This window comes from Brevibacterium sp. H602 (assembly GCF_051172395.1).
GTDB lineage: Bacteria > Actinomycetota > Actinomycetes > Actinomycetales > Brevibacteriaceae > Brevibacterium.
The window spans coordinates 20,817-39,797 of record NZ_JBPIZD010000020.1 but is presented as its reverse complement, the minus strand read 5'-3'; the positions used below and the strand labels follow the sequence as shown (position 1 = coordinate 39,797).

At 63.9% G+C, this 18,981-nt stretch carries 16 protein-coding genes; 9 read left to right on the top strand and 7 right to left on the bottom strand.

Annotation, left to right across the window (positions count from 1 at the left end; genetic code table 11):
* Positions 1–15: 15 nt before the first annotated feature.
* Genes murJ through ACSBQT_RS14275 form a run of 3 tightly spaced genes read right to left on the bottom strand, consistent with a single transcriptional unit; the run spans position 16 to position 4,436 of the window.
* Positions 16–1,635, bottom strand: a complete 1,620-nt coding sequence (gene murJ, locus ACSBQT_RS14285; RefSeq protein ID WP_410709316.1) for a murein biosynthesis integral membrane protein MurJ — start codon at positions 1,633–1,635, stop codon at positions 16–18.
* A gap of 3 nt (positions 1,636–1,638) precedes the next feature.
* Complete coding sequence (locus ACSBQT_RS14280) at positions 1,639–3,951, bottom strand: DUF6049 family protein (RefSeq protein ID WP_410709315.1); 2,313 nt, start codon at positions 3,949–3,951, stop codon at positions 1,639–1,641.
* Positions 3,948–4,436 (bottom strand): NUDIX domain-containing protein, encoded by a 489-nt coding sequence (locus tag ACSBQT_RS14275; protein ID WP_135808011.1) that lies wholly within the window; start codon positions 4,434–4,436, stop codon positions 3,948–3,950. The genes ACSBQT_RS14280 and ACSBQT_RS14275 overlap by 4 nt, the downstream gene beginning before the upstream one ends.
* 141 nt (positions 4,437–4,577) lie before the next feature.
* Here ACSBQT_RS14275 and ACSBQT_RS14270 point away from each other — a divergent pair, with 141 nt between their 5' ends.
* From ACSBQT_RS14270 to rplI, 8 genes are all read left to right on the top strand, one after another.
* A complete protein-coding gene (locus ACSBQT_RS14270; RefSeq protein WP_435001938.1) occupies positions 4,578–6,053 on the top strand; it encodes a CCA tRNA nucleotidyltransferase in 1,476 nt (491 codons plus the stop codon).
* A 108-nt stretch (positions 6,054–6,161) separates the two neighbouring features.
* A complete protein-coding gene (locus ACSBQT_RS14265; protein WP_435001937.1) occupies positions 6,162–7,868 on the top strand; it encodes an AMP-binding protein in 1,707 nt (568 codons plus the stop codon).
* 445 nt (positions 7,869–8,313) lie between these two features.
* Positions 8,314–10,734, top strand: a complete 2,421-nt coding sequence (locus ACSBQT_RS14260) for a transglycosylase domain-containing protein (protein WP_435001936.1) — start codon at positions 8,314–8,316, stop codon at positions 10,732–10,734.
* A 16-nt stretch (positions 10,735–10,750) separates the two neighbouring features.
* Positions 10,751–12,124, top strand: coding sequence for a hypothetical protein (locus tag ACSBQT_RS14255; protein WP_410709311.1), 1,374 nt, complete (start codon positions 10,751–10,753; stop codon positions 12,122–12,124).
* 109 nt (positions 12,125–12,233) lie between these two features.
* The gene (gene rpsF / locus ACSBQT_RS14250) at positions 12,234–12,524 is read left to right on the top strand and encodes a 30S ribosomal protein S6 (protein ID WP_025779601.1); all 291 of its coding nucleotides are present in this window, start codon (positions 12,234–12,236) and stop codon (positions 12,522–12,524) included.
* Positions 12,525–12,558: 34 nt separating this feature from the next.
* On the top strand, positions 12,559–13,188 hold the full coding sequence (locus ACSBQT_RS14245) for a single-stranded DNA-binding protein (protein ID WP_435001935.1): 630 nt from the start codon (positions 12,559–12,561) through the stop codon (positions 13,186–13,188).
* Positions 13,189–13,235: 47 nt separating this feature from the next.
* Positions 13,236–13,475 (top strand): 30S ribosomal protein S18, encoded by a 240-nt coding sequence (gene rpsR, locus ACSBQT_RS14240; RefSeq protein ID WP_025779604.1) that lies wholly within the window; start codon positions 13,236–13,238, stop codon positions 13,473–13,475.
* 31 nt (positions 13,476–13,506) lie between these two features.
* Positions 13,507–13,950, top strand: a complete 444-nt coding sequence (rplI, locus tag ACSBQT_RS14235) for a 50S ribosomal protein L9 (RefSeq protein ID WP_236853253.1) — start codon at positions 13,507–13,509, stop codon at positions 13,948–13,950.
* Positions 13,951–14,118: 168 nt separating this feature from the next.
* Here the strand turns inward: rplI and ACSBQT_RS14230 are convergent, their stop codons facing one another.
* From ACSBQT_RS14230 to ACSBQT_RS14215, 4 genes are all read right to left on the bottom strand, one after another.
* Positions 14,119–14,712: a DUF488 domain-containing protein gene (locus ACSBQT_RS14230; RefSeq protein WP_435001934.1), complete on the bottom strand. Its 594-nt coding sequence runs from the start codon at positions 14,710–14,712 to the stop codon at positions 14,119–14,121.
* On the bottom strand, positions 14,709–14,927 hold the full coding sequence (locus ACSBQT_RS14225; RefSeq protein ID WP_410709308.1) for a DUF2945 domain-containing protein: 219 nt from the start codon (positions 14,925–14,927) through the stop codon (positions 14,709–14,711). The genes ACSBQT_RS14230 and ACSBQT_RS14225 overlap by 4 nt, the downstream gene beginning before the upstream one ends.
* Before the next feature lie 61 nt (positions 14,928–14,988).
* Positions 14,989–16,164, bottom strand: coding sequence for an acetylornithine deacetylase (gene argE, locus ACSBQT_RS14220; RefSeq protein ID WP_410709307.1), 1,176 nt, complete (start codon positions 16,162–16,164; stop codon positions 14,989–14,991).
* 260 nt (positions 16,165–16,424) lie between these two features.
* Positions 16,425–17,303 carry a class I SAM-dependent methyltransferase gene (locus ACSBQT_RS14215; RefSeq protein ID WP_435001933.1) on the bottom strand — a complete coding sequence of 293 codons (879 nt, stop codon included), beginning with the start codon at positions 17,301–17,303 and terminating at the stop codon, positions 16,425–16,427.
* Positions 17,304–17,589: 286 nt separating this feature from the next.
* Between ACSBQT_RS14215 and ACSBQT_RS14210 the strand changes: the two genes are divergently transcribed.
* Positions 17,590–18,906, top strand: coding sequence for a DUF445 domain-containing protein (locus ACSBQT_RS14210; RefSeq protein ID WP_435001932.1), 1,317 nt, complete (start codon positions 17,590–17,592; stop codon positions 18,904–18,906).
* Positions 18,907–18,981: the final 75 nt, after the last annotated feature.

Below are 18,981 nucleotides of genomic sequence, written 5' to 3'. Positions count from 1 at the left end.
GGGGATTGACGGGGCTCAGGCTGTTTTCCTTAGTTTTCCAGCTACCACGCCAATAATCGAATGCAACTCTCTGACTCTGAGCAAATAACAAGCTCCGATGAAGAACAGGAGCATCACGACGCCGACGGCAGCCGTGGTGATGAACGCCTGCCAGCGTCCTGCCAGGGAGAAGTCCGGGAAGAAGTAGAGCAGACCGAACCCAGCGCCTGCGGCGACGATCGCTGAGAGAAGGAACTTCATGTGCGAGGTGAGGATTCCGCGCAGGTCGATGGCGCCGAGGCGCTTCTTCAGGACCGCAAACGAGATGATCATCGCCATCAGATATCCGAGGCTCATGACGAGACCGATGATCGCCACCGTCACCGACTTCGGGAAGATCGATACCGAGAGCACCGCCAGGGACTGGAAGATGATCTGCGGCAGCTGGATGAGGAACGGGGTCTTCGCATCCCCGTAGGCGTAGAAGACTCGCTGCGCGAGATAGTTCGCGCTGAAGGGAACGAGTCCGAAGACCATCGTGATGATGACCAGACCGATGGCCATGGCCTGTTCCCGTCCCTCACCGGCGATGATCATGGCCACTGGAGAGGCGAGGACGACGAGGGCGGCGAGGGCGAAGGTGTTGACCATCCCGACCATCCGCACACCCATCGAGAAGTCGCCGACGACGGCTTCGGTGTCCTCATCGGCCGCGTTCTTGGCCAGAGAGGTGAACAGCGCCGTGGCCAGAGACACCGCGATGAGTGAATGCGGGAGCATGAACACAAGGTAGGCGGTCGTGTAAGCGGCGTTCGAGGCGTTTCCGTCGCCGGGGATAGACGCCCCCGAGGCGACGCGGGAGATGATGAGGAACCCGATCTGACCGATGAGCATGGCTGCGAACGTCCAGAAGGCGACCTTGCCGGCCGAGCCGAGGCCGACTCCGCGGAATCCGAACTTCGGCCTGTACTTGAAGCCGATCCGCTTGAGCGGCCAGATGAGGATGAGCGCCTGAGCCGCAACGCCGAGGGTCGCCGTTCCGGCGATGAGAGCGATCTTGTCCGGGGTCCAGGTATCGAGCCCATGCGGAGACGCATTGTTCGTGCCGAAGATGAGGATGAAGACGGCGAGACCGGCGATCGCGACGACGTTGTTGAGCACCGGTGCCCACATATAGGGACCGAACGACGACTTCGCATTGAGCACCTGGCCCAGCAGCGTGTAGAGGCCGTAGAAGAACAGCTGGGGCAGACACCAGAAGGCGAAAGCCGTAGCCAGCGCCATCTGTTCATCGCTCCACCCCGACGAGTAGAGCCAGACGAGCAGCGGGGCAGCAGCTGTGGCGATGATGCTCACGGCGGCCAGGAGCATGAACGACAGCGTCAGCAGCCGGTTCGTGAAGTCCTCGCCGCCGTCCTCCCGTTTGGAGGCACGCACGATCTGCGGGACGAGGACGGCATTGACCACGCCGCCGGCCAGCAGCATGTAGAGGGTGTTCGGCACCTTGTTGGCGATATCGAAGGCATCGGCCTGGACCGCCGTGACTCCGATCGCCATGGCCAGCATCGAGGCTTTGACGAAGCCGAGCACACGCGAGGTCATGGTGCCGGCGGTCATGATCGCCGAGGACCGGGCCAGGGATGAGAAGCTGGACACGCTCTACCTCTTTTCGGGGTCGTCGGTCTTGGCGCGGGCCATCGCATCGGCCAGCTGCTGTTCGGGGATCTTCGGGCGCCCGCGCGAAATGGTCTTGATCAAGCCGATCACGAACACGACGGCCAGGGCCAATCCGATCACTGCGGTGCCGATGTTCTCCCAATCGGCGCGGACCCGAACCATGAGTGATTCCTGCTTGGGCAGGACCACCTCGTCGGCGGTGACCATCTCGATCGTCGTCGGCACATCGGCGTTGGCGAGGCCTTCGACGGGCACGTCCACACGCATCGTCTCCGCGGCCGGCACCTTCACGGTCTCCGTCTCCTGCGCCCGCAGCTGCGGAGTGTTCGGCTTCATCCGGATCCGGAGGGTCGCCTCGGCGGGGGAATCATTGACGATCGTGACCGGAATCGTCGTCTTCTCGCCGGTGACGAGGAGGACGGACGAACCCTTGCGCAGGTGCAGGCTGTCCATGAGGTTCTCGCTCTGCTCGCGGGCCTGACCGGCGCAGATGTTCGCGTTCCGGCCCAGGGTCCACGCCGCCGAGGTGCAGGTGAGGAGCTCGCGGTCGAGCCGGATATCGGCACTGTCACGGTCACTGAAGACGCTGTTGAAGTCCTCTTGGTTCGCCCGGGTCTCGGCCAGCGACTTCACGGCCCTCTTCCGGATGTGCGGAGCGTCGGAATCCGTGCGCAGCAGTCCGCGCGCCTCGGTACTGGAATCGAGGATCTTGTCGACCCCGGTGGGAGCGATCCACGGTGCCGAGCTCAGCTCCTCGACGGTCTGTTCCCAATTCGCCGAGGCGGCCGCACGTGGGAGCGGAACGAACAGGCTGCGGGTGCGGTAGGGAGCCTCGGATTGGATCACCGCAGACTCCGCGACGAGCTCGGACAGTGCCCCGGCCGGGTTGTCCTCGGCGATCGCCTCGGCGCTCATGTCAGTGAGCTTCGTATCCGAGATGAGAGTGTCGATCGTCGACTCGCCATCGTCAGTGATCGTCGTCTGCGAATGCGCATCATCGTGGATGCCGGTGATCGAAGGCTGCTGACCATCGCTGAGGATCGCGGTGGAATTGCCCGACTTCTTCAGTGCCCGCAGCCCGTTCTTCGTGGCACTTCCGGCAACCGGCCAAGCGATGTCCGTGCGGGCATCGGGGAAGACGTCCCCCACGATCTCGCGCTGCTTCTGAGCGAAGGAGCTCAGTCGGTCGATCTTCGTCCCGCGCAGAGCACTGAGATCGGGATCGCCATAGGGCAGAGCGACGACCGTGTGCTTCTGTGCCGCCTCCACGAAGTCCTGATACCAGGAATCGAGGCGTTTGCGCTGCTTCTCTGCGGCTTCGAGTTCGGCACCGCTGGAATCGGCGTCATCGTTCTCCGGCGCTCCGACCGGTGGCGACTGAGTCTCCTCACCGCTTCCCCCGTCGGGTTCTTCGGTCTCCTCTGGTGCGTCGGCGGGAGGCGGTTCGGCGATCGCGGCTTCGAAGGATGCGATGATTCGCGGGTCGATCGCCAGAGCGAGCTCTTTGTGTTCCAGCAGCTTTGCGATCGTGTCGAGCGAACCGCCTTCGGCAATGGCGGCATCGAGCCGGTCGGAAGGGATGAGTCCGCCCTCGGAATGGCCGGGCAGAGTGACGGGAGCGAGCAGGCTGATCTTCGTCTGATCGAACTCCGGATCCGGGTACCACGTGGTGAAGCCGAGCGCAGAGGCCCGCAGACCGGTGTCGTCGCCGAGCTGAACCGCCAGCCCCCGCGGGCCCCAGGAACTCACGGGTGAGGACGTGCTCAGGTCGAGGTCATCGGCGGGCACGCGGAAGGTGAATTCCGCGGAGGTGCCGGGATCGATGGTGTCGTCGAACGAGGTGTCGAGGGTGATTCCCGAGCTGTCATCGGAACCTGAGTCCTTGTCCTTCTTCGCCTTCTTCCTCGCTTCGGTTCCATCATGTTCGAGATCGGCGACGGTGCGGTGCTGTGCCTGTCCCTGCTTCCAGGAGGTCAGGCGGGATTCGGAATCGAGCTTGCGAGTCGACATCTGCAGGCTCAGGCTCGGCTTCTCGACCGCCTTCTTCGTCGTGTTCGAGATCGTTCCCCGCACGGTCAGCGTGCCCTTGTCATCGATCCACGGAGTCACCTCGTCGAGGGTGATCGAGACCTCATCCTTCTTCGCATCGGTGTCCGCGTCGGTCTTCGCATCGGTGCTGGCTGCGGCCGGGGCGGCATCGAGCAGCGGATATGCGAAAACCGGCCCTGCGAGCAGCAGGAGCGTGCTCAGCAGGGCGGTGAGGAATCGCAGTCGGCGGATGGGAATGGGTTTCACTGCTCCAGTCGGGACACCATTGGTCGGGCGGCGGCGACGATTCGGCGCTCATTGGCGAACGACAGTCGCGAACGCAGGTCATTGAAGGGCACCCACGCCGCATCGATCGCTTCTTGGTCAGGATCATTATCCACTGTCAGAGTCCCCGACTGTGCACGCAGCAGGAAATGGTGGACGAGTTTGTGGATCCGGATTCCGGTCACGGTGAACCAGTAGTCGACGGTTCCCAGCGGGCAGATGATCTGCCCCGCGATCCCGGTCTCCTCTTCGACCTCACGGCGGGCCGCCTCGGCGGGGGTCTCCGTTCCTTCGAGATGCCCCTTGGGAAGGCACCATTCGATCCGGCCGGCGCGATTGATGCGCGCGATGACGGCCACGGCCAGCAACGGGTGAGAGAAGTCGACAACGATGCCACCGGCGGAGATCTCCTCCACTGTGGTGCGGCGGGACGTGCGGGGTCCCGGCTTGGGCATCGGTGTGGTCATTCTCCTACCTTAGTAGGCGAAGCTTGGAAGTTTCGTGTCATCTGCTCCCGGTAGGCTTATGGAGACCGGAACTCACGCCTGGAGGCGGGAGACGAGTTCCCATGGGCAAGAGCAGAGATCTTTAAGAATTGAAGGAGCTCGGTGGATCCGCAGACCGCGCACAACCGACTACACGACAAGCTCGACGAACTCGAGCACATCCTCGGCCCGCTGGGTCAGAGGTTCTCCTCAGCCGGTTTCGAGCTCGCCCTCGTCGGCGGTTCCGTCCGTGACGCGCTGCTCGGTCGCCCCATGCCCGACCTCGACTTCACCACCGATGCCCACCCCGACGACATCCTCGGACTGATCACCGACTGGGTCGACACGCACTGGGACATCGGACGCGAATTCGGCACCATCGGAGCCGTGAAGTCCGGAGTCCAGATCGAGATCACGACATACCGTGCCGAAGCCTATGAAGAGGACTCGCGCAAACCTGTGGTCGCCTTCGGCACTGACCTCGACGCCGACCTCGTGCGCCGCGACTTCACGATCGGGGCGATGGCGATCCGGCTGCCCTCGAAGACGTTCGTCGACCCGCATCATGGATTCGACGACCTCATCGCCGGTCGCATCCGCACCCCCGGGGCCGCCGCGGACTCGTTCTCCGATGATCCGCTGCGGATGATGCGCGCGGCCCGGTTCACCTCTCAGCTCGGGCTCGACCCCGTGCCTGAGGTGGAAGAGGCGATGACGGCGATGGCTGATCGGATCGAGATCATCTCCGCCGAACGCGTCCAGGTCGAACTCGTCAAGCTCATCACCGGCATCGATCCGGTCGCCGGAGTCGACCTGCTCGTACGCACCGGAATCGCCGACCATGTGCTCCCCGAGGTGTCCGGACTGCAGCTCGAGACCGATGAGCATCATCGGCACAAGGACGTCTACCAGCATTCGCTGACCGTGCTGCGTCAGGCCGTCGAACTCGAGAGCCGGTATGCCGCGGCTCAAGAGAAGGCCGGAATGGCCGACGATGATCCGCAGCGCCTGCGCGTGCCGGACTTCGTCGTGCGTTTCGCCGCGCTCATGCACGATGTCGGCAAACCCGCCACTCGGCGCTTCCAGCCCGGCGGTGCCGTGACGTTCTACCATCACGACGCGGTCGGTGCGAAGCTCACGGCCAAGCGGATGAAGGCGCTGCGCTTCGACAAGGACACGACGAAGGCGGTCGGCCGCCTCGTCGAACTGCATCTGCGCTTCTACGGCTACGGCGATGCCGGGTGGACGGACTCGGCGGTGCGCCGCTATGTCACCGACGCGGGACGGCTGCTCTCGCGGCTGCACATTCTCACCCGTGCGGACGTGACCACCCGGAACAAGCGGAAGGCCGATCGGCTCGCGTTCGCCTATGACGACCTGGAAGAGCGCATCGAGTCCCTGGCGAAACAGGAAGAACTCGATTCGATCCGCCCGGACCTCGACGGCAAGCAGATCATGGCGATCCTCGATATCGAACCATCACCGCTGGTGGGCAAGGCGTACAAGCATCTGCTCGAGCTGCGGATGGAGCACGGGCCGCTCGGACGCGAACGCGCCGAGGCGGAGTTGCGCTCCTGGTGGGAATCCCACGGTCAGTGACCGACCCCCGCCTGCTCACCGGCTGATCAGTGCTGATAGCTTCGTAATCGTTTAGATTTGTGTGTGACGTCACATGATGTGACGGTGGCGAAAGGTGAGGAGACCACAATGACAGTGACCGAGGAGTTCCGCGCTGCCCGAGACAAGCTGATCGAGCTCCGCAGCGATTACGAGGCCGCGCGCGACCAGTTCGAATGGCTGCGTCTCACGCACTTCAACTTCGCACTCGACTGGTTCGACAAGATCGCCGAGAACAACGACAAGCCGGCTCTGTGGATCGTCGAACAGGACGGAACTGAGGGCAAGTGGAGCTTCGCGGAGCTCTCCGCGCGGTCGAACCAGGTGGCGAATCACTTCCGCCGTGCCGGGATCAAGCGCGGCGACCATGTCATGGTCATGCTCAACAACCAGGTGGAGCTGTGGGAGACGATGCTCGCCGGCATCAAGCTCGGTGCCGTGCTCATGCCGGCCACCACGCAGCTGGGTCCCATCGATCTCACCGACCGTGCCGAGCGCGGTCAAGCCGAGTTCGTCGTCGCCGGCGCCGAGGATGCCGCGAAGTTCGATGACGTCGATGTCGAAGTCGTCCGCATCGTCGTCGGCGGGGAACCCACTCGCCAGCAGGACTACAGCTACTCCGATGCCGATGATGAGAGCACCGAATTCGACCCTCAGGGCAGCTCGCGCGCCGATGACCTGATGCTCCTCTACTTCACTTCGGGCACCACCTCGAAGGCGAAGATGGTCGCCCACACCCATGTCTCCTACCCGGTCGGTCACCTCTCGACGATGTACTGGATGGGATTGACACCCGGCGACGTCCACCTCAATGTCGCCTCGCCCGGCTGGGCCAAGCACGCCTGGTCGAACATCTTCACCCCGTGGATCGCCGAAGCCTGCGTCTTCCTCTACAACTACTCGCGCTTCGACGCCAACGCCCTCATGGAGACCATGGACCGCGTGGGAGTGACGAGCTTCTGCGCCCCGCCGACCGTGTGGCGCATGCTCATCCAGGCCGACCTCAGCCACCTGAAGAACCCTCCGACGAAGGCTCTGGGCGCCGGTGAACCCCTCAATCCCGAGATCATCGACCGCGTTCACAGCGAATGGGGTGTGCTCATCCGCGACGGCTTCGGTCAGACCGAGTCGACCCTGCAGATCGGGAACTCGCCCGATCAGGAGCTCAAATACGGTTCGATGGGCAAGGCCCTGCCCGGATTCGACGTCGTGCTCATCGACCCGGCGACCGGTGAGGAAGGCGACGAGGGTGAGATCTGCCTGCGCCTCGATCCTCGCCCCGTCGGATTGACCACCGGATACTGGAGCAACCCGGAGAAGACCGCAGAGGCCTTCGAAGGCGGTGTCTATCACACCGGCGATGTGGCCTCCCGTGACGAGGACGGATACATCACCTACGTCGGTCGCGCCGATGACGTGTTCAAGGCCAGCGACTACCGGCTCTCCCCCTTCGAGCTCGAAAGCGTGCTCATCGAACACGAGGCCGTCGCCGAGGCGGCAGTCGTGCCCTCGCCGGATCCGGTGCGACTGGCTGTGCCCAAGGCGTATGTCGTGGTGTCGAGCAAGTTCGAGGCCGATGCCGAGACGGCGCGGTCGATCCTCGCCTACTGCCGTGAGAATCTGGCTCCGTACAAGCGCATCCGCCGACTCGAGTTCGCCGAGCTGCCGAAGACGATCTCCGGAAAGATCCGTCGCGTCGAGCTGCGCACCCGCGAAGACCAGCTGCATCCGTTCAGCGGCGAACCCGTCGTCGAGGGCAACGAGTACGCCGATACGGACTTCGACCTCAAGAGCTGAGCGGTGCCGCGACTCTCGTTCAAGCGGCCCAGCACTTTTCAGCCCGTATACCTGTGGCAAAGCGCTGGGCGGCTTGAACGAGGCGTCGCGGCTGGCGGCATCTGCGGAAAAGTGCGGGCACGCTTGAACGAGAAGGTACGCGCGCATGGTCGAGGTGCCCCGGCTGGCGACGCCGAGCACTGATCTGCGGGCAGACGTTTGAATGTGAGCAAACACGCACTCGTCATGGTTGATTCTCCCGCAGTCAAGTAAAATGCCTGGTGAGATGCCGAATGCGGGGTTACTCTGAGAACGGTTCGGTAACCTGGCGTGTCTGCAGGGCGTCAGGCTCAGCACTTTTTCATCCTCTACTAATGAATGCGTGCGAGACTGATTGGCGTCTTTGACCTTTTTCGGACCTCGTCGCCACGCATTGCGGCAGGCTGACTGACCTGGAGGACCTTGGGTGGCTAAGGGACAACACACAGCCAAGAACATCGGCAGGAATACGAAGAACCTGCTCAACTACCCGCGAGCGGGTGTGAGCGGATGGACCCGTTTCCTGCCGAGCATCCGCGTACTCGTCGTCGGCGGGCTCAGCCTCGTCATCGCCCTGTGCGTGGCGTTCGCCATCGGCTATGCCGCAACGGACATCCCCGAGCCGAACCTCGAAGCCACCGGCCAGACCTCGACGATCTACTACAGCGACGGCAAGACGCCGATCGGTCAGTACAAGGTCGAGGACCGCAAGTCCGTGGAGATCGACGAGATCTCCGAACCTATGCAGAAGGCCGCGATCGCCGCCGAGGACACCTCGTTCTACGAGAACCGCGGTATTTCGATCAAGGGACTCTCCCGTGCTGTCGTCGGCGTGGCGACCAACCAGTACGCGGGCGGCGGTTCGACGATCACCCAGCAGTACGTGAAGAACTTCTACCTCACGAACGAGCACTCGCTTGATCGCAAGGTCAAGGAGATGTTCATCTCGCTCAAGATCGACCAGCAGCAGTCGAAGGACGAGATCCTCGCGAACTACCTCAATACCATCTACCTCGGCCGTCGCTCGTACGGCATCGAAGTGGCATCTCAGAACTATTTCGACAAACCGGCTTCGGAACTCAATGTCAGCGAGTCCGCTCTGCTGGCCGCGATGATCCAGCGCCCAGGTGCTGCCGATCCTTCGGACAACCCCGAGGCCTACCAGGACCGCTTCGACTACGTGGTCAAGAACATGGTCGACGAAGGCTTCATCACCGAGGAGCAGGCCGCCAAGGTCGAGATGCCCGAGGTGAAGAAGCAGAACAAGGAATCCTCGCTGTCCGGGCAGAAGGGCTACATGTGGGACTTCGTCCGCCGTGAGGCGCTGCGGAAGCTCGACATCGACGAAGCCCAGCTTGATCGCGGCGGCTACAATATCGTCACCACCTTCGACAAAGATCGGATGAAGGCTGCCGAACAGGCCATCAAGACGCTCCCACAGGATCAGCCCGAAGGCATGCAGGCCGGACTCGTCTCGATCGACCCGGACAACGGCGGAATCGAAGCCTTCTACGGCGGCAAGAACTACCTCGATCAGGCGTTCAACGCCTCGACGCAGAGTCATGTGCAGGCCGGATCGACATTCAAGCCCTTCGCTCTCGTCGCGGGTCTGGAGAACGGTGTTCGACTGACCGACTCGTATCCGGGTGCCAGCCCGACGACGCTGAACAATGACGGCACGCCGTGGACGGTCAACAATTTCGGCGGCTCGAGTTACGGGCCCGTCAGCCTGCTCAAGGCGACGCAGTCCTCGATCAACACCGCCTACGCGGCACTCAATGTGCAGGTCGGGCCGGACAAGACCGTCGACGTCGCCGAACGTGCGGGACTGAGTGAGAACTGCACCGACAAGGAGATGAAAGCCGGCGATACCGGCGGCTGCTCGATCGGTCTGACCCCGAACCCCTCCAATGTGCTCGGTACGCCCAGCGTCAAGCCCATCGATATGGCTTCGGCGTACGCGACCTTTGCGGCAAACGGCGTCCACCACGAGACCCACTCGATCAAGAAGGTCACGAAGGGTGCCGAGGACGAGGAAGTGTACAAGGCCGAAACCAAGGGCAAGCGCGTCTTCGACAAGGCAGTTGGTGCCGAGACCTCGTACGCCCTGAGCCAGGTCGTTCAGGGTGGTTCGGGCAGCTACGCCCAGAACCTCGGTCGTCCTGCCGCCGGCAAGACCGGTACGACGAACGAGAACAAGGCCGCATGGTTCTCCGGTTACACACCGAACCTCGCCACCTCGGTCGTGCTCTATCGCGAGGTCGACGGAAAGTCCGTGTCTATCGGCTCCTTCGGCGGTCGCGGTGAGGTCACCGGTGGTTCGTTCCCCGTGCAGGTGTGGACCGACTACATGCAGAAGGCCCTCCAGGGTGAGAAGGTCGAACAGTTCCCGGCGCGCGGTGAGCTGCCTGAGAAGCCGAAGCCGAAGAACTCCAACCCGGCCCCGGCTCCGAAGCCTGAACCCAAGGCGCCTGCCGGCAGCAACGACGGCAGCGATGGGGACGAGGAGAAGGAGGAGCCCAAGGCTCCGATCGAGACTCCCAAGGACGACGAGGACAAGGACAAGGATTCCGACGGAGACGAGAAGGGCAAGGAAGAAGGCTCGAAGGACGGCTCCGATGAGGGTTCGAAGGACTCCGACGGTAAGGACGGCGGGTCCGAAGACGGCGGCGGTGGCGACACCGGCGGCGGAAAGAACGGTTCGGACAACGGAAACGGCAGCGACACCGGCGGTGGGGGCGACTCCACCGGTGGTGGCGACAGCAAGAACGGTGGCGGCGAAATCACCGGCGGTGATGGAGGCGGCAGCATAGATGGTGATGATGGTCCTCTTGGTGTCGGTGGCTGACCGGTAACCTCGAGCCATGCCCTCGAAGTCCAGCACCCGGATCGCCGAGCCTCTGCTCGGCGGTCCGGTCGGCATTCACCTCGGTGCTGCCGGTCGCCGGTACCGCAGCGCGCAGGCCTCTGCGCTGGCTGCGGTCCTCGGCGTCACCACCTTCCTCGCTCTGGCTCTGCAGGGTCCGTGTCTGAGCTCGGGATACGAACAGCCGGCCGCCTCGGCGAGGATGTGCGCAGGGCCGCTGTCCACGGCCTTTCTCGGTGACACCAACCCCGACGTGCTCGGGCGCGCACACGGCGGAGCCGCGGCCCTGGCCCCGCTCGAAGCTCGCCTGGTCGACCTGTTCCAGCTGTTCACCAACGACGTCTCCCTCTTCATGGTCGTCGTGCTCCTGCTCAACACCGCAGGGATCGCGGCTCTCGGCGCCGGACTCCTCGTCCTCGCCCGCTATCGGGGGTGGCTGGTTGCAGTCTTCGCCTCCCCGCTCATCCTCTTCACCCTCGGCTCCACTCTCGACCCCATCGCCCTCGCACTGGCGGTGTGGTCGATGGTCATCTTCTTCGGAACCCCACCGCTGCGCCCGCGCGGGTGGTTGGCCGGTGTGCTGCTGGGCATCGCGACGTTCATCAACCCGCTCGCCCTCCTCGTCCTCCTCGCCCTGACCGTGACCGGGCCGAACCCGGCACGGGGACTCAAGCCGCGCAATCCGCGGATGATGCTCGCCGCGGCCACGGTCACCTCGGCGGTGCTCCTCGTCGTCGACCTCAGCGCGATCGACCGGATCATCCACTGGTACTCCGATGCCGTCGACGGCGGATCCTTCGCGTCGATCCTGCTCATGGCCGAACTCGGCGACGTCTCCGTCTGGGTCCCGCTGTGGATCATCGTCAGCGCCGGAGTGGTCCTCGCCGTGACCGTCTCCCTCTACATGGTCCGCCGCACGGGTCTCGACCCGGCCGTAGCCGCATGCCTGCTCATCGGCGGCTGCCTGCTGCTGGCACCGGGCCTCATGCCCTGGGACAGCCTGTGGCTGCTGCCCTTCATCGCCCTGTCCATCCGCCGCTGGTGGGTGCTCATCGTCTGGACCCTCGCCGAGGCGGTCTTCGCCGTCGCCGTCCAACTCGGCGATGTGTCGGGATTCGAAGCCGATGAGGGACTCGACTCCACCTTCGTCGCCCTGTTCACCCTGCTGCGGCTGCTCGCTCTCGTCCTCGTCGTGATCATGGCCGGTGAGAACCTCTACCGGCGCGGTATCCGCGGTCGCACGGCTGCGTCAGCGCCGCCTCGGCGAAAAGAGATCGACGATCCTGGGGACGCACTGGAACATCGGGCTGCTGGACGTAAGGAAGAGCACGAATCCGGACATGACAGCCAGCGCACCGGTCGATTAGACTAGTGAGGTCTGTTCCCATTTCGTGACCATCACGGGAACGGGAGCGGACGTGCATATACCCTCCTGCCATGGACCGACCATGGCCGCAAAGACCAGAGGAGGTGGGTGACATATGCGTAAGTACGAGCTCATGCTCATTCTTGATAACGACCTCGAAGAGCGGACGCTGGCTGACACCGTGAACAACCTGATCAAGGTTGTCCCGGCTGAGAACGGCACCGTCGACAACGTGGATATCTGGGGACGTCGTCGCTTCGCGTACGAGATCCAGAAGAAGTCCGAAGGCTACTACGTCGTGGTTGATTTCCACGCCGAGCCTGCAACGACCAAGGAACTCGATCGTCAGCTCGGACTCAACGAGTCCGTTCTGCGTACGAAGATCCTCCGCCCGGACGCCAAGTAAGGCATCTTAAGCTACCTCGCTTCTAGGAGATTCAATGGCAGGCGAAACAGTCATCACGGTCGTCGGGAACCTCACCAGCGATCCCGAACTGCGCTTCACACCGAACGGTGCGGCAGTCGCAAACTTCACCGTGGCCTCGACGCCGCGTATCTTCGACCGTCAGGCCAACGAGTTCAAGGACGGAGAGACTCTCTTCCTCCGCTGCTCGGTGTGGCGTGAAATGGGAGAGAACGTCGCCGAATCTCTGCAGCGCGGTACGCGGGTCATCGTTCAGGGCCGACTGAAGTCCCGGTCCTTCGAGACCAAGGAAGGCGAGAAGCGCACGGTCATGGAGCTGGACGTCGACGAAGTCGGCCCCAGCCTGCGACGCGCCACCGCTCAGGTCTCGAAGAACAACCCCAGCGGCGGAGGAAGCTTCGGCGGTGGCGGCGGCAACTTCGGTGGCGGCAACCAGGGCGGAGGCGGCCAGCAGGGCGGCTTCGGCAACCAGCAGTCCTCCGGCTGGGGCAACAATCCTCAGCAGGGCGGCCAGCAGGGTGGTCAGCGCCAGGGCTACAGCCAGGGCGGCAACAACGCACCCGCCAATGACCCGTGGGCATCATCGAACCCGCAGAGCGGCAACGGCGGCTGGGGCAACCCCGGCGCCGATGAACCCCCGTTCTGATCCACGTCTTCACGACATTTCGAGACATTCGTTAACAGGAGATACTCATGGCAAAGCCAGAGATCCGGAAGCCTATCAAGAAGAAGGCTAATCCGCTCAAGAAGGGCGAAGCGGCGAACATCCACTACAAGGACACCGCTACGCTCCGTAAGTTCATTTCCGACCGCGGCAAGATCCGTGCACGTCGCGTCACCGGTGTGACCGTGCAGGAACAGCGCGTCATCGCAAAGGCCGTCAAGAACGCCCGCGAGATGGCACTTCTGCCCTACTCGAGCTCAGCTCGCTGATCGGAGGGAAAGAATAATGCCTAACCGCAAAGTGATTCTGAACCAGGAAGTCGACGGCCTCGGTGCCGCCGGCGACGTCGTCGAGGTTCGTGCCGGATACGCACGCAACCTGCTTCTGCCTCGTGGCTGGGCTTCGGCCTGGTCCGCCGGCGCTGAGAAGCACATCGAGGCTCTGCGCAAGGCCCGTCAGGCCAAGCAGATCGCCGATCACGACGAAGCCATCAAGGTCAAGGGCGAACTCGAGTCGACCACGGCTCGCATCGACATGAAGGCCGGCAAGAACGGTCGCCTCTTCGGCGCCGTCACCCCTGCCCTCGTGGCCGAGGCCCTGCAGACCGCGACCGGACGCGAGTTCGATCGCCGTCAGGTCGCCCTGACCGGTCACGTCAAGACCCCCGGCAGCTACAACGCTGTCGTGCGCGTCGGCGACGAGATCACCGCGAAGATCAAGTTCGAGGTCATCGGCAAGGCCTGATCTAGGCCTTGTCCGGGCGTCCCAGTCCGGATGATTCGGACGTGGTGAGGGTCTGAACGGCCCCACCACACCACCGCCGAGGCGGCACCTGAGTTCAGGTGCCGCCTCGGCGTCGTTCGTCCGGTTGGGTGTTTCAGGAGGAGGTGCGGACTCGGGTCGCGGAAAGGGTCAGCTGTCAGCGGGATAGGTAAGGGTGCCGTCCGCCTCGATCCGGGCACCCTCGCTCAGCTTCGCCCGATCGATGTGACCTTCGCCGAGGATGTGCGCGACGGGGAGATCCCGGGCGAGAAGCTGATCGACGATGATCCTCCGGTGACACCGCCACCACACGGCCTCCGAGCACATGATCGCGCAGCGCGCCTCCGTACTCCAGCCGATGAGAGTTTCGAGGTCCGTGCGGAATGCCGATGAGAGGCAGTGGTCGGCATAGTTGTGGAAGCTGCGGTTCTGCCACCATGCGTTGACGTCGAAGGGCACCGTCCGGCTGACCGGTCGGCGACCGGTCAGCGCCTCGAGGCGTCGCAATTCGATCCCCACTTCGGCGAGGTCGCTCTCAAGGGTGTCGGCGTTGAACCAGGGGTTCTTCGTCGAACCAGGCAGCTTCCGGACGTCGACGACCACCTCGGTGCCGGTATCCATGAGCAGTTCGACGAACTCGTTCAGTTCACGATTCGAATGCCCGACTGTCAGCAGACGCGGCAGAGCGGCGTCCGCAGGGCCGGCCGACGCGGCGGGGGATTTCGCCCTGTCCAGTCCCGTCATTCGTCGTCGATGAGATGCAGAGCGCTGCCTTTGTGGGCGGCGATGTGATCGGTCTTGTCGCTCTTGATCTCGTACTGCGGGTCCTCTGCCGAGGCGCGGCGACGGTGTGCCTTGTAGTCGAAGTCGGCAGTGTGGACCTTCGTGATGCGACCGGAGACCTGCCCGGCCTCGGAGTTCCAGCCCACGTGGTCACCGACCGAGAATTCGGTTGCCATGCTTCCTCCCTGCCTGGGTCTGTGATCCTATCTGCAGTGTACGACCCCTGAACCCGCGTCCTCAGCTCTCGGAGAGGTCGGAGATGAGGGCGTCGATGAACGATTCGCAGGCGGCGATCTGTTCGAGTTCGATGAACTCGTCGGGAGCGTGAGCTTGGGCGATGTCTCCGGGACCGCAGACGACGGTCGGGATGCCGGCTTCGGAGAACAGCCCCGCCTCGGTGCCGTAGGTGACCTTGTCATCGGTGGCGATTGCGCCCCAGCTCGAGGCGAGCGAGACGATGTCCGCATCGGCCGGGGTCTCGCAGCCGGGAGCTTCGGCTTCGATCGTGAAGTCGACACCGGCGGCCTCGTTCTCGGCGGCCATCGCTCGACCGAGGCGTTCGGCTTCGGCGCGGAAGCGTTCGATGAGGGCCTCGCGGTCCACAGAACCGAGCGATCGGAACTCGAACTGGACGGCCGCCTCGGCGGGGATGGTGTTCACGGCGATGCCGCCGTTGAACGTGTTCGCCGTGACCGAGGTGAAGGGCACGACATAGGCCTCGTCGAAGGGCCCTTCGGTGCGGAATTCGGCTGCGACGGCGTGAACGAAGGCGACGAATTCGGAGGCATAGGCGATGGCATTGACACCTTCGGGGGTGAGCGAGGAGTGGGCGGCGACGCCATGGAAGTCGACGCGGAAGACGTTCATCGATTTGTGGCCGCGGATGGCCCGCATGCTCGAGGGTTCGCCGACGATGCAGCCGCGGGGCGCCAGGCCCTCCTCGGTGATGGCCTCGACGAGGGAGATGGCGCCCACGCAGCCGATCTCTTCGTCATAGGAGAAGGCGAGGTGGATGGGTTCGCTGAGTTTCGCGGATTTGAACGCTTCGAGGCGGGAGAGGATGACGCCGATGAATGATTTCATGTCGGCGCTGCCGCGGGCGAAGTACTTTCCGTCGCGGATCTCGGGGGTGAACGGGTCGGAGGACCAGTCCTGGCCGTCGACAGGGACGACGTCGGTGTGTCCAGACAGGACGATGCCTCCGGTGGTCGTGCCGTCGGCTGCGGGGATGGTTGCGAGCAGGTTCGCCTTCGTGCCCTCCGGGTTCGGGATCCGGCGTGATTCGATGCCGGCGGCATGCAGGCGAACTTCGACGTGGTCGATGAGCGGGAGGTTCGTGTCCCGACTCGTCGTGTCGAAGGTGATGAGATTCGTGATCTCGGTGATGGTGGCCTCGGCGGGTGTCGCTGGCACGACTGCTCCTGACTCTCGGATGCGGGTGGTCTCGGTTCGGTCAGATCGCTGCATCTGCGGGAGGGACGCGGTGGTCCCAGCGGGGACGTCGGACGTCTCCGCGGAGTGGCGGTCCCAGCGGGGACGTGGTCCCCGTGCAGGACAGCGGTGACCATACGCCTTCACTCTACGGGTCGGACTCGTGCCGTGTGGGACCGGCCCAGTGGGTGGGCACTGCTCAGCATTGAACGCGCAGCGTTTTAACCATGAGGGTCCCATATTCAGGCCCCAGCGAGGACGAGAAGGGCCTCATTCCGCGCATCGAGCCCGTCGTCGGTGATTTCGGCGGACATCTCCTCGCGCATGACCGCTCTCTTCACCGGGTCCATCGTCAGCTGAGCCGAGTAGGTGAAGACCATCGACAGCCAGTCGTGCCTCGAATAGTGGAGGTCTTCGACGAAAGTGGTCTCATTCGGGGCGAAACCGGCATCCTGCAGTTGCGTGAGCGCCGGATGTTCGACGGGTTCAACCGTCAGTGAGGGTTCAGTCGTACCGCTGCCCGCCCACGCCTCTTGGCTCGCTTCGGTGCCCCAGCTCGCTCTCGAACCGAGACTCGCGGGCCTGCCGTCGGAATGAAAGCGAGCGATGACCGCATCGAGCCGGGTCTTCAGCTCACTGATGGGTTCGATATCGTTCCAGGCCAGAGCCAGAATTCCACCGGGGCGGAGCACCGTGCGAACTTTCGGCAGAGCAACCAGAGGATCGACCCAGTGGAAGGACTGACCGAAGCTGACGAGATCGAAGGTCCGGCCCTGCGGGTCCCAGTCCTCGAACGTCGAAACGTCTACATCGAGGCCTTTGGCTTGAGCGATTGCGGCCATTGCGGGATCTGGTTCGACGGCTAGTATCTCAGCGCCTGCTGATCGAAGCTGGGACGCGAGAATGCCGGTGCCGGCACCGACGTCGAGGATGCGCGGGGCACCCAAGGTTCGATCGCTGGTGGGCGGCAGTGAGGCATGCGTTCGGGAGTCGGTGCCAACTGCGGCTGCTTCCATGATCGCTGTGATGAGCGCGGACGGGTACTTCGGTCGGAAGGCGTCGTAGTCCTGGGCTACCTCGCCGAAGGATTCAGCACGTTCACGATTCTCGAAGTATTCCATCCACGAAGCCTAACGTTCCACGTTCGGGCAGGGCCGCCTCGGCGACTGTCACGACGGCGCATCTCTCATGAGTCGTGGCATCTCCACCCGGTGCACCGGGGAGATATGAGAGCGACGGGGCGGATAGCGGGCAGCGCGGGGAAGCAAGAGCAACGGTGAGGGATGCTCGTGGGAAATGCGGCGGCCCGGACGGCGGGGCTCTCTGCGGAATTCCCAGGTGCGAACCCGTCTGCGGATGCGTGTGGAGCCGCAGGGTTTCGCTAAAGTCGTGGAGCAGGGGGTAACGATGTCGATCGAGAAGACACCATCCGTGCCGCGCTTCGGTGCCGGCGGCGGAACCGGCGGGCCGGCCGAGCTCACGCCGGAGGATCAAGAGCGCGCTCGCGGGCTGAAGAAGATGCGCACGCTCGCGCTCTCGCTGCTCATCCTCGCCACGCTCATCTTCCTCTCCACCCACCTCTTCACCGACAACACCGGCGTCTGGGGGTTCGTCTCCCGCGCCTCGGAGGCCGCGATGATCGGCGCGATCGCCGACTGGTTCGCCGTCACCGCGCTCTTCCGCCACCCTCTCGGGCTGCCGATTCCGCACACCGCGATCATCCCGCGCAAGAAGGACACCCTCGGTGCGAGTCTGTCGGCCTTCGTCGCCGCGAATTTCCTCCACGCCGAGGCGGTGTCGACGAAGATCCGATCCGCCGAGATCTCCCATCGAGCCGGGAAATGGCTGGCCAAGCCCGCCAACCGAGATATAGTCGTCGACCGTGCTGCAGGGGGCCTCGAATATGTGCTCGCGCGCATCGATGACGACTCCATCAAGGCGCTGACCAGGAACGTCATCATTCCTCGCCTCGTGGCCACCCGAAAGACACCGGTGCTCGCTCAGCTGCTTCGTCAGATCGTGCTCGACGGGGCTCACCACAGACTCGTCGACCTCATCGTCGCGGAGGCCTACAGCTGGCTGGGTGACAATCCGCAGGTCATCGATGAGATCGTCCACAACCGGGCACCCTCCTGGGTCCCCGATTTCGTCAACGAACAGCTGGCCAACCGACTGCAGCGCGAAGTGCTCGGCTGGGTCGCCGACGTCCGCGACAACGAATACCACAAGGCGCGACAGGCGCTGGATGCGTGGCTCGTCGACCTCTCCGACGACCTCGAATCCGACTCATCTCTGTCCCAGCGGGCCGAAGAGATCTTCAACGACCTGCTCAGCCAGGAGGGAGTCGTCGACTCCGTCCTCGAGATCTGGGGTTCGCTCAAACAGCTGCTGCGCGAGGCCATCATCGACGAAGGCGGCGAAGTCCGCGCCCGCATCTGGCAGCTCATCGGCGAGTTCGCCGAACGGCTGCAGGCGGACTCGGAATTCTCCCGCCGCATCGATGACCGGATCGCCACCACCGCCGGTGATCTGGCCGAGAGCTTCGGCCCCGAGATCGCCAGCGTCATCTCCGACACCATCGAGCGCTGGGACGCGAAGGAAGCCGCCGAGCGCATCGAGCTCTACGTCGGCCGCGACCTCCAGTACATCCGCATCAACGGCACCGTCATCGGCGCGCTGGTCGGTCTCGTGATCCACACCGTCATCGTGTTGCTGCCTGGGTAAGATCGGCAGACGCGCACCGAGGTGGCCCGGTCCTCTGCGGCGGAGACGATCCAGACGTCGAAGGAGTCGACCTGT

Coding starts and splice junctions, on each gene's coding strand:
- ACSBQT_RS14275 (WP_135808011.1), bottom strand. CDS start 4,436: ATGACCACACCGATGCCCAAGCCGGGACCCCGCACGTCCCGCCGCACC.
- ACSBQT_RS14265 (WP_435001937.1), top strand. CDS start 6,162: ATGACAGTGACCGAGGAGTTCCGCGCTGCCCGAGACAAGCTGATCGAG.
- ACSBQT_RS14255 (WP_410709311.1), top strand. CDS start 10,751: ATGCCCTCGAAGTCCAGCACCCGGATCGCCGAGCCTCTGCTCGGCGGT.
- rpsF (WP_025779601.1), top strand. CDS start 12,234: ATGCGTAAGTACGAGCTCATGCTCATTCTTGATAACGACCTCGAAGAG.
- ACSBQT_RS14245 (WP_435001935.1), top strand. CDS start 12,559: ATGGCAGGCGAAACAGTCATCACGGTCGTCGGGAACCTCACCAGCGAT.
- rpsR (WP_025779604.1), top strand. CDS start 13,236: ATGGCAAAGCCAGAGATCCGGAAGCCTATCAAGAAGAAGGCTAATCCG.
- ACSBQT_RS14230 (WP_435001934.1), bottom strand. CDS start 14,712: ATGACGGGACTGGACAGGGCGAAATCCCCCGCCGCGTCGGCCGGCCCT.
- ACSBQT_RS14225 (WP_410709308.1), bottom strand. CDS start 14,927: ATGGCAACCGAATTCTCGGTCGGTGACCACGTGGGCTGGAACTCCGAG.
- ACSBQT_RS14215 (WP_435001933.1), bottom strand. CDS start 17,303: ATGGAATACTTCGAGAATCGTGAACGTGCTGAATCCTTCGGCGAGGTA.
- ACSBQT_RS14210 (WP_435001932.1), top strand. CDS start 17,590: ATGTCGATCGAGAAGACACCATCCGTGCCGCGCTTCGGTGCCGGCGGC.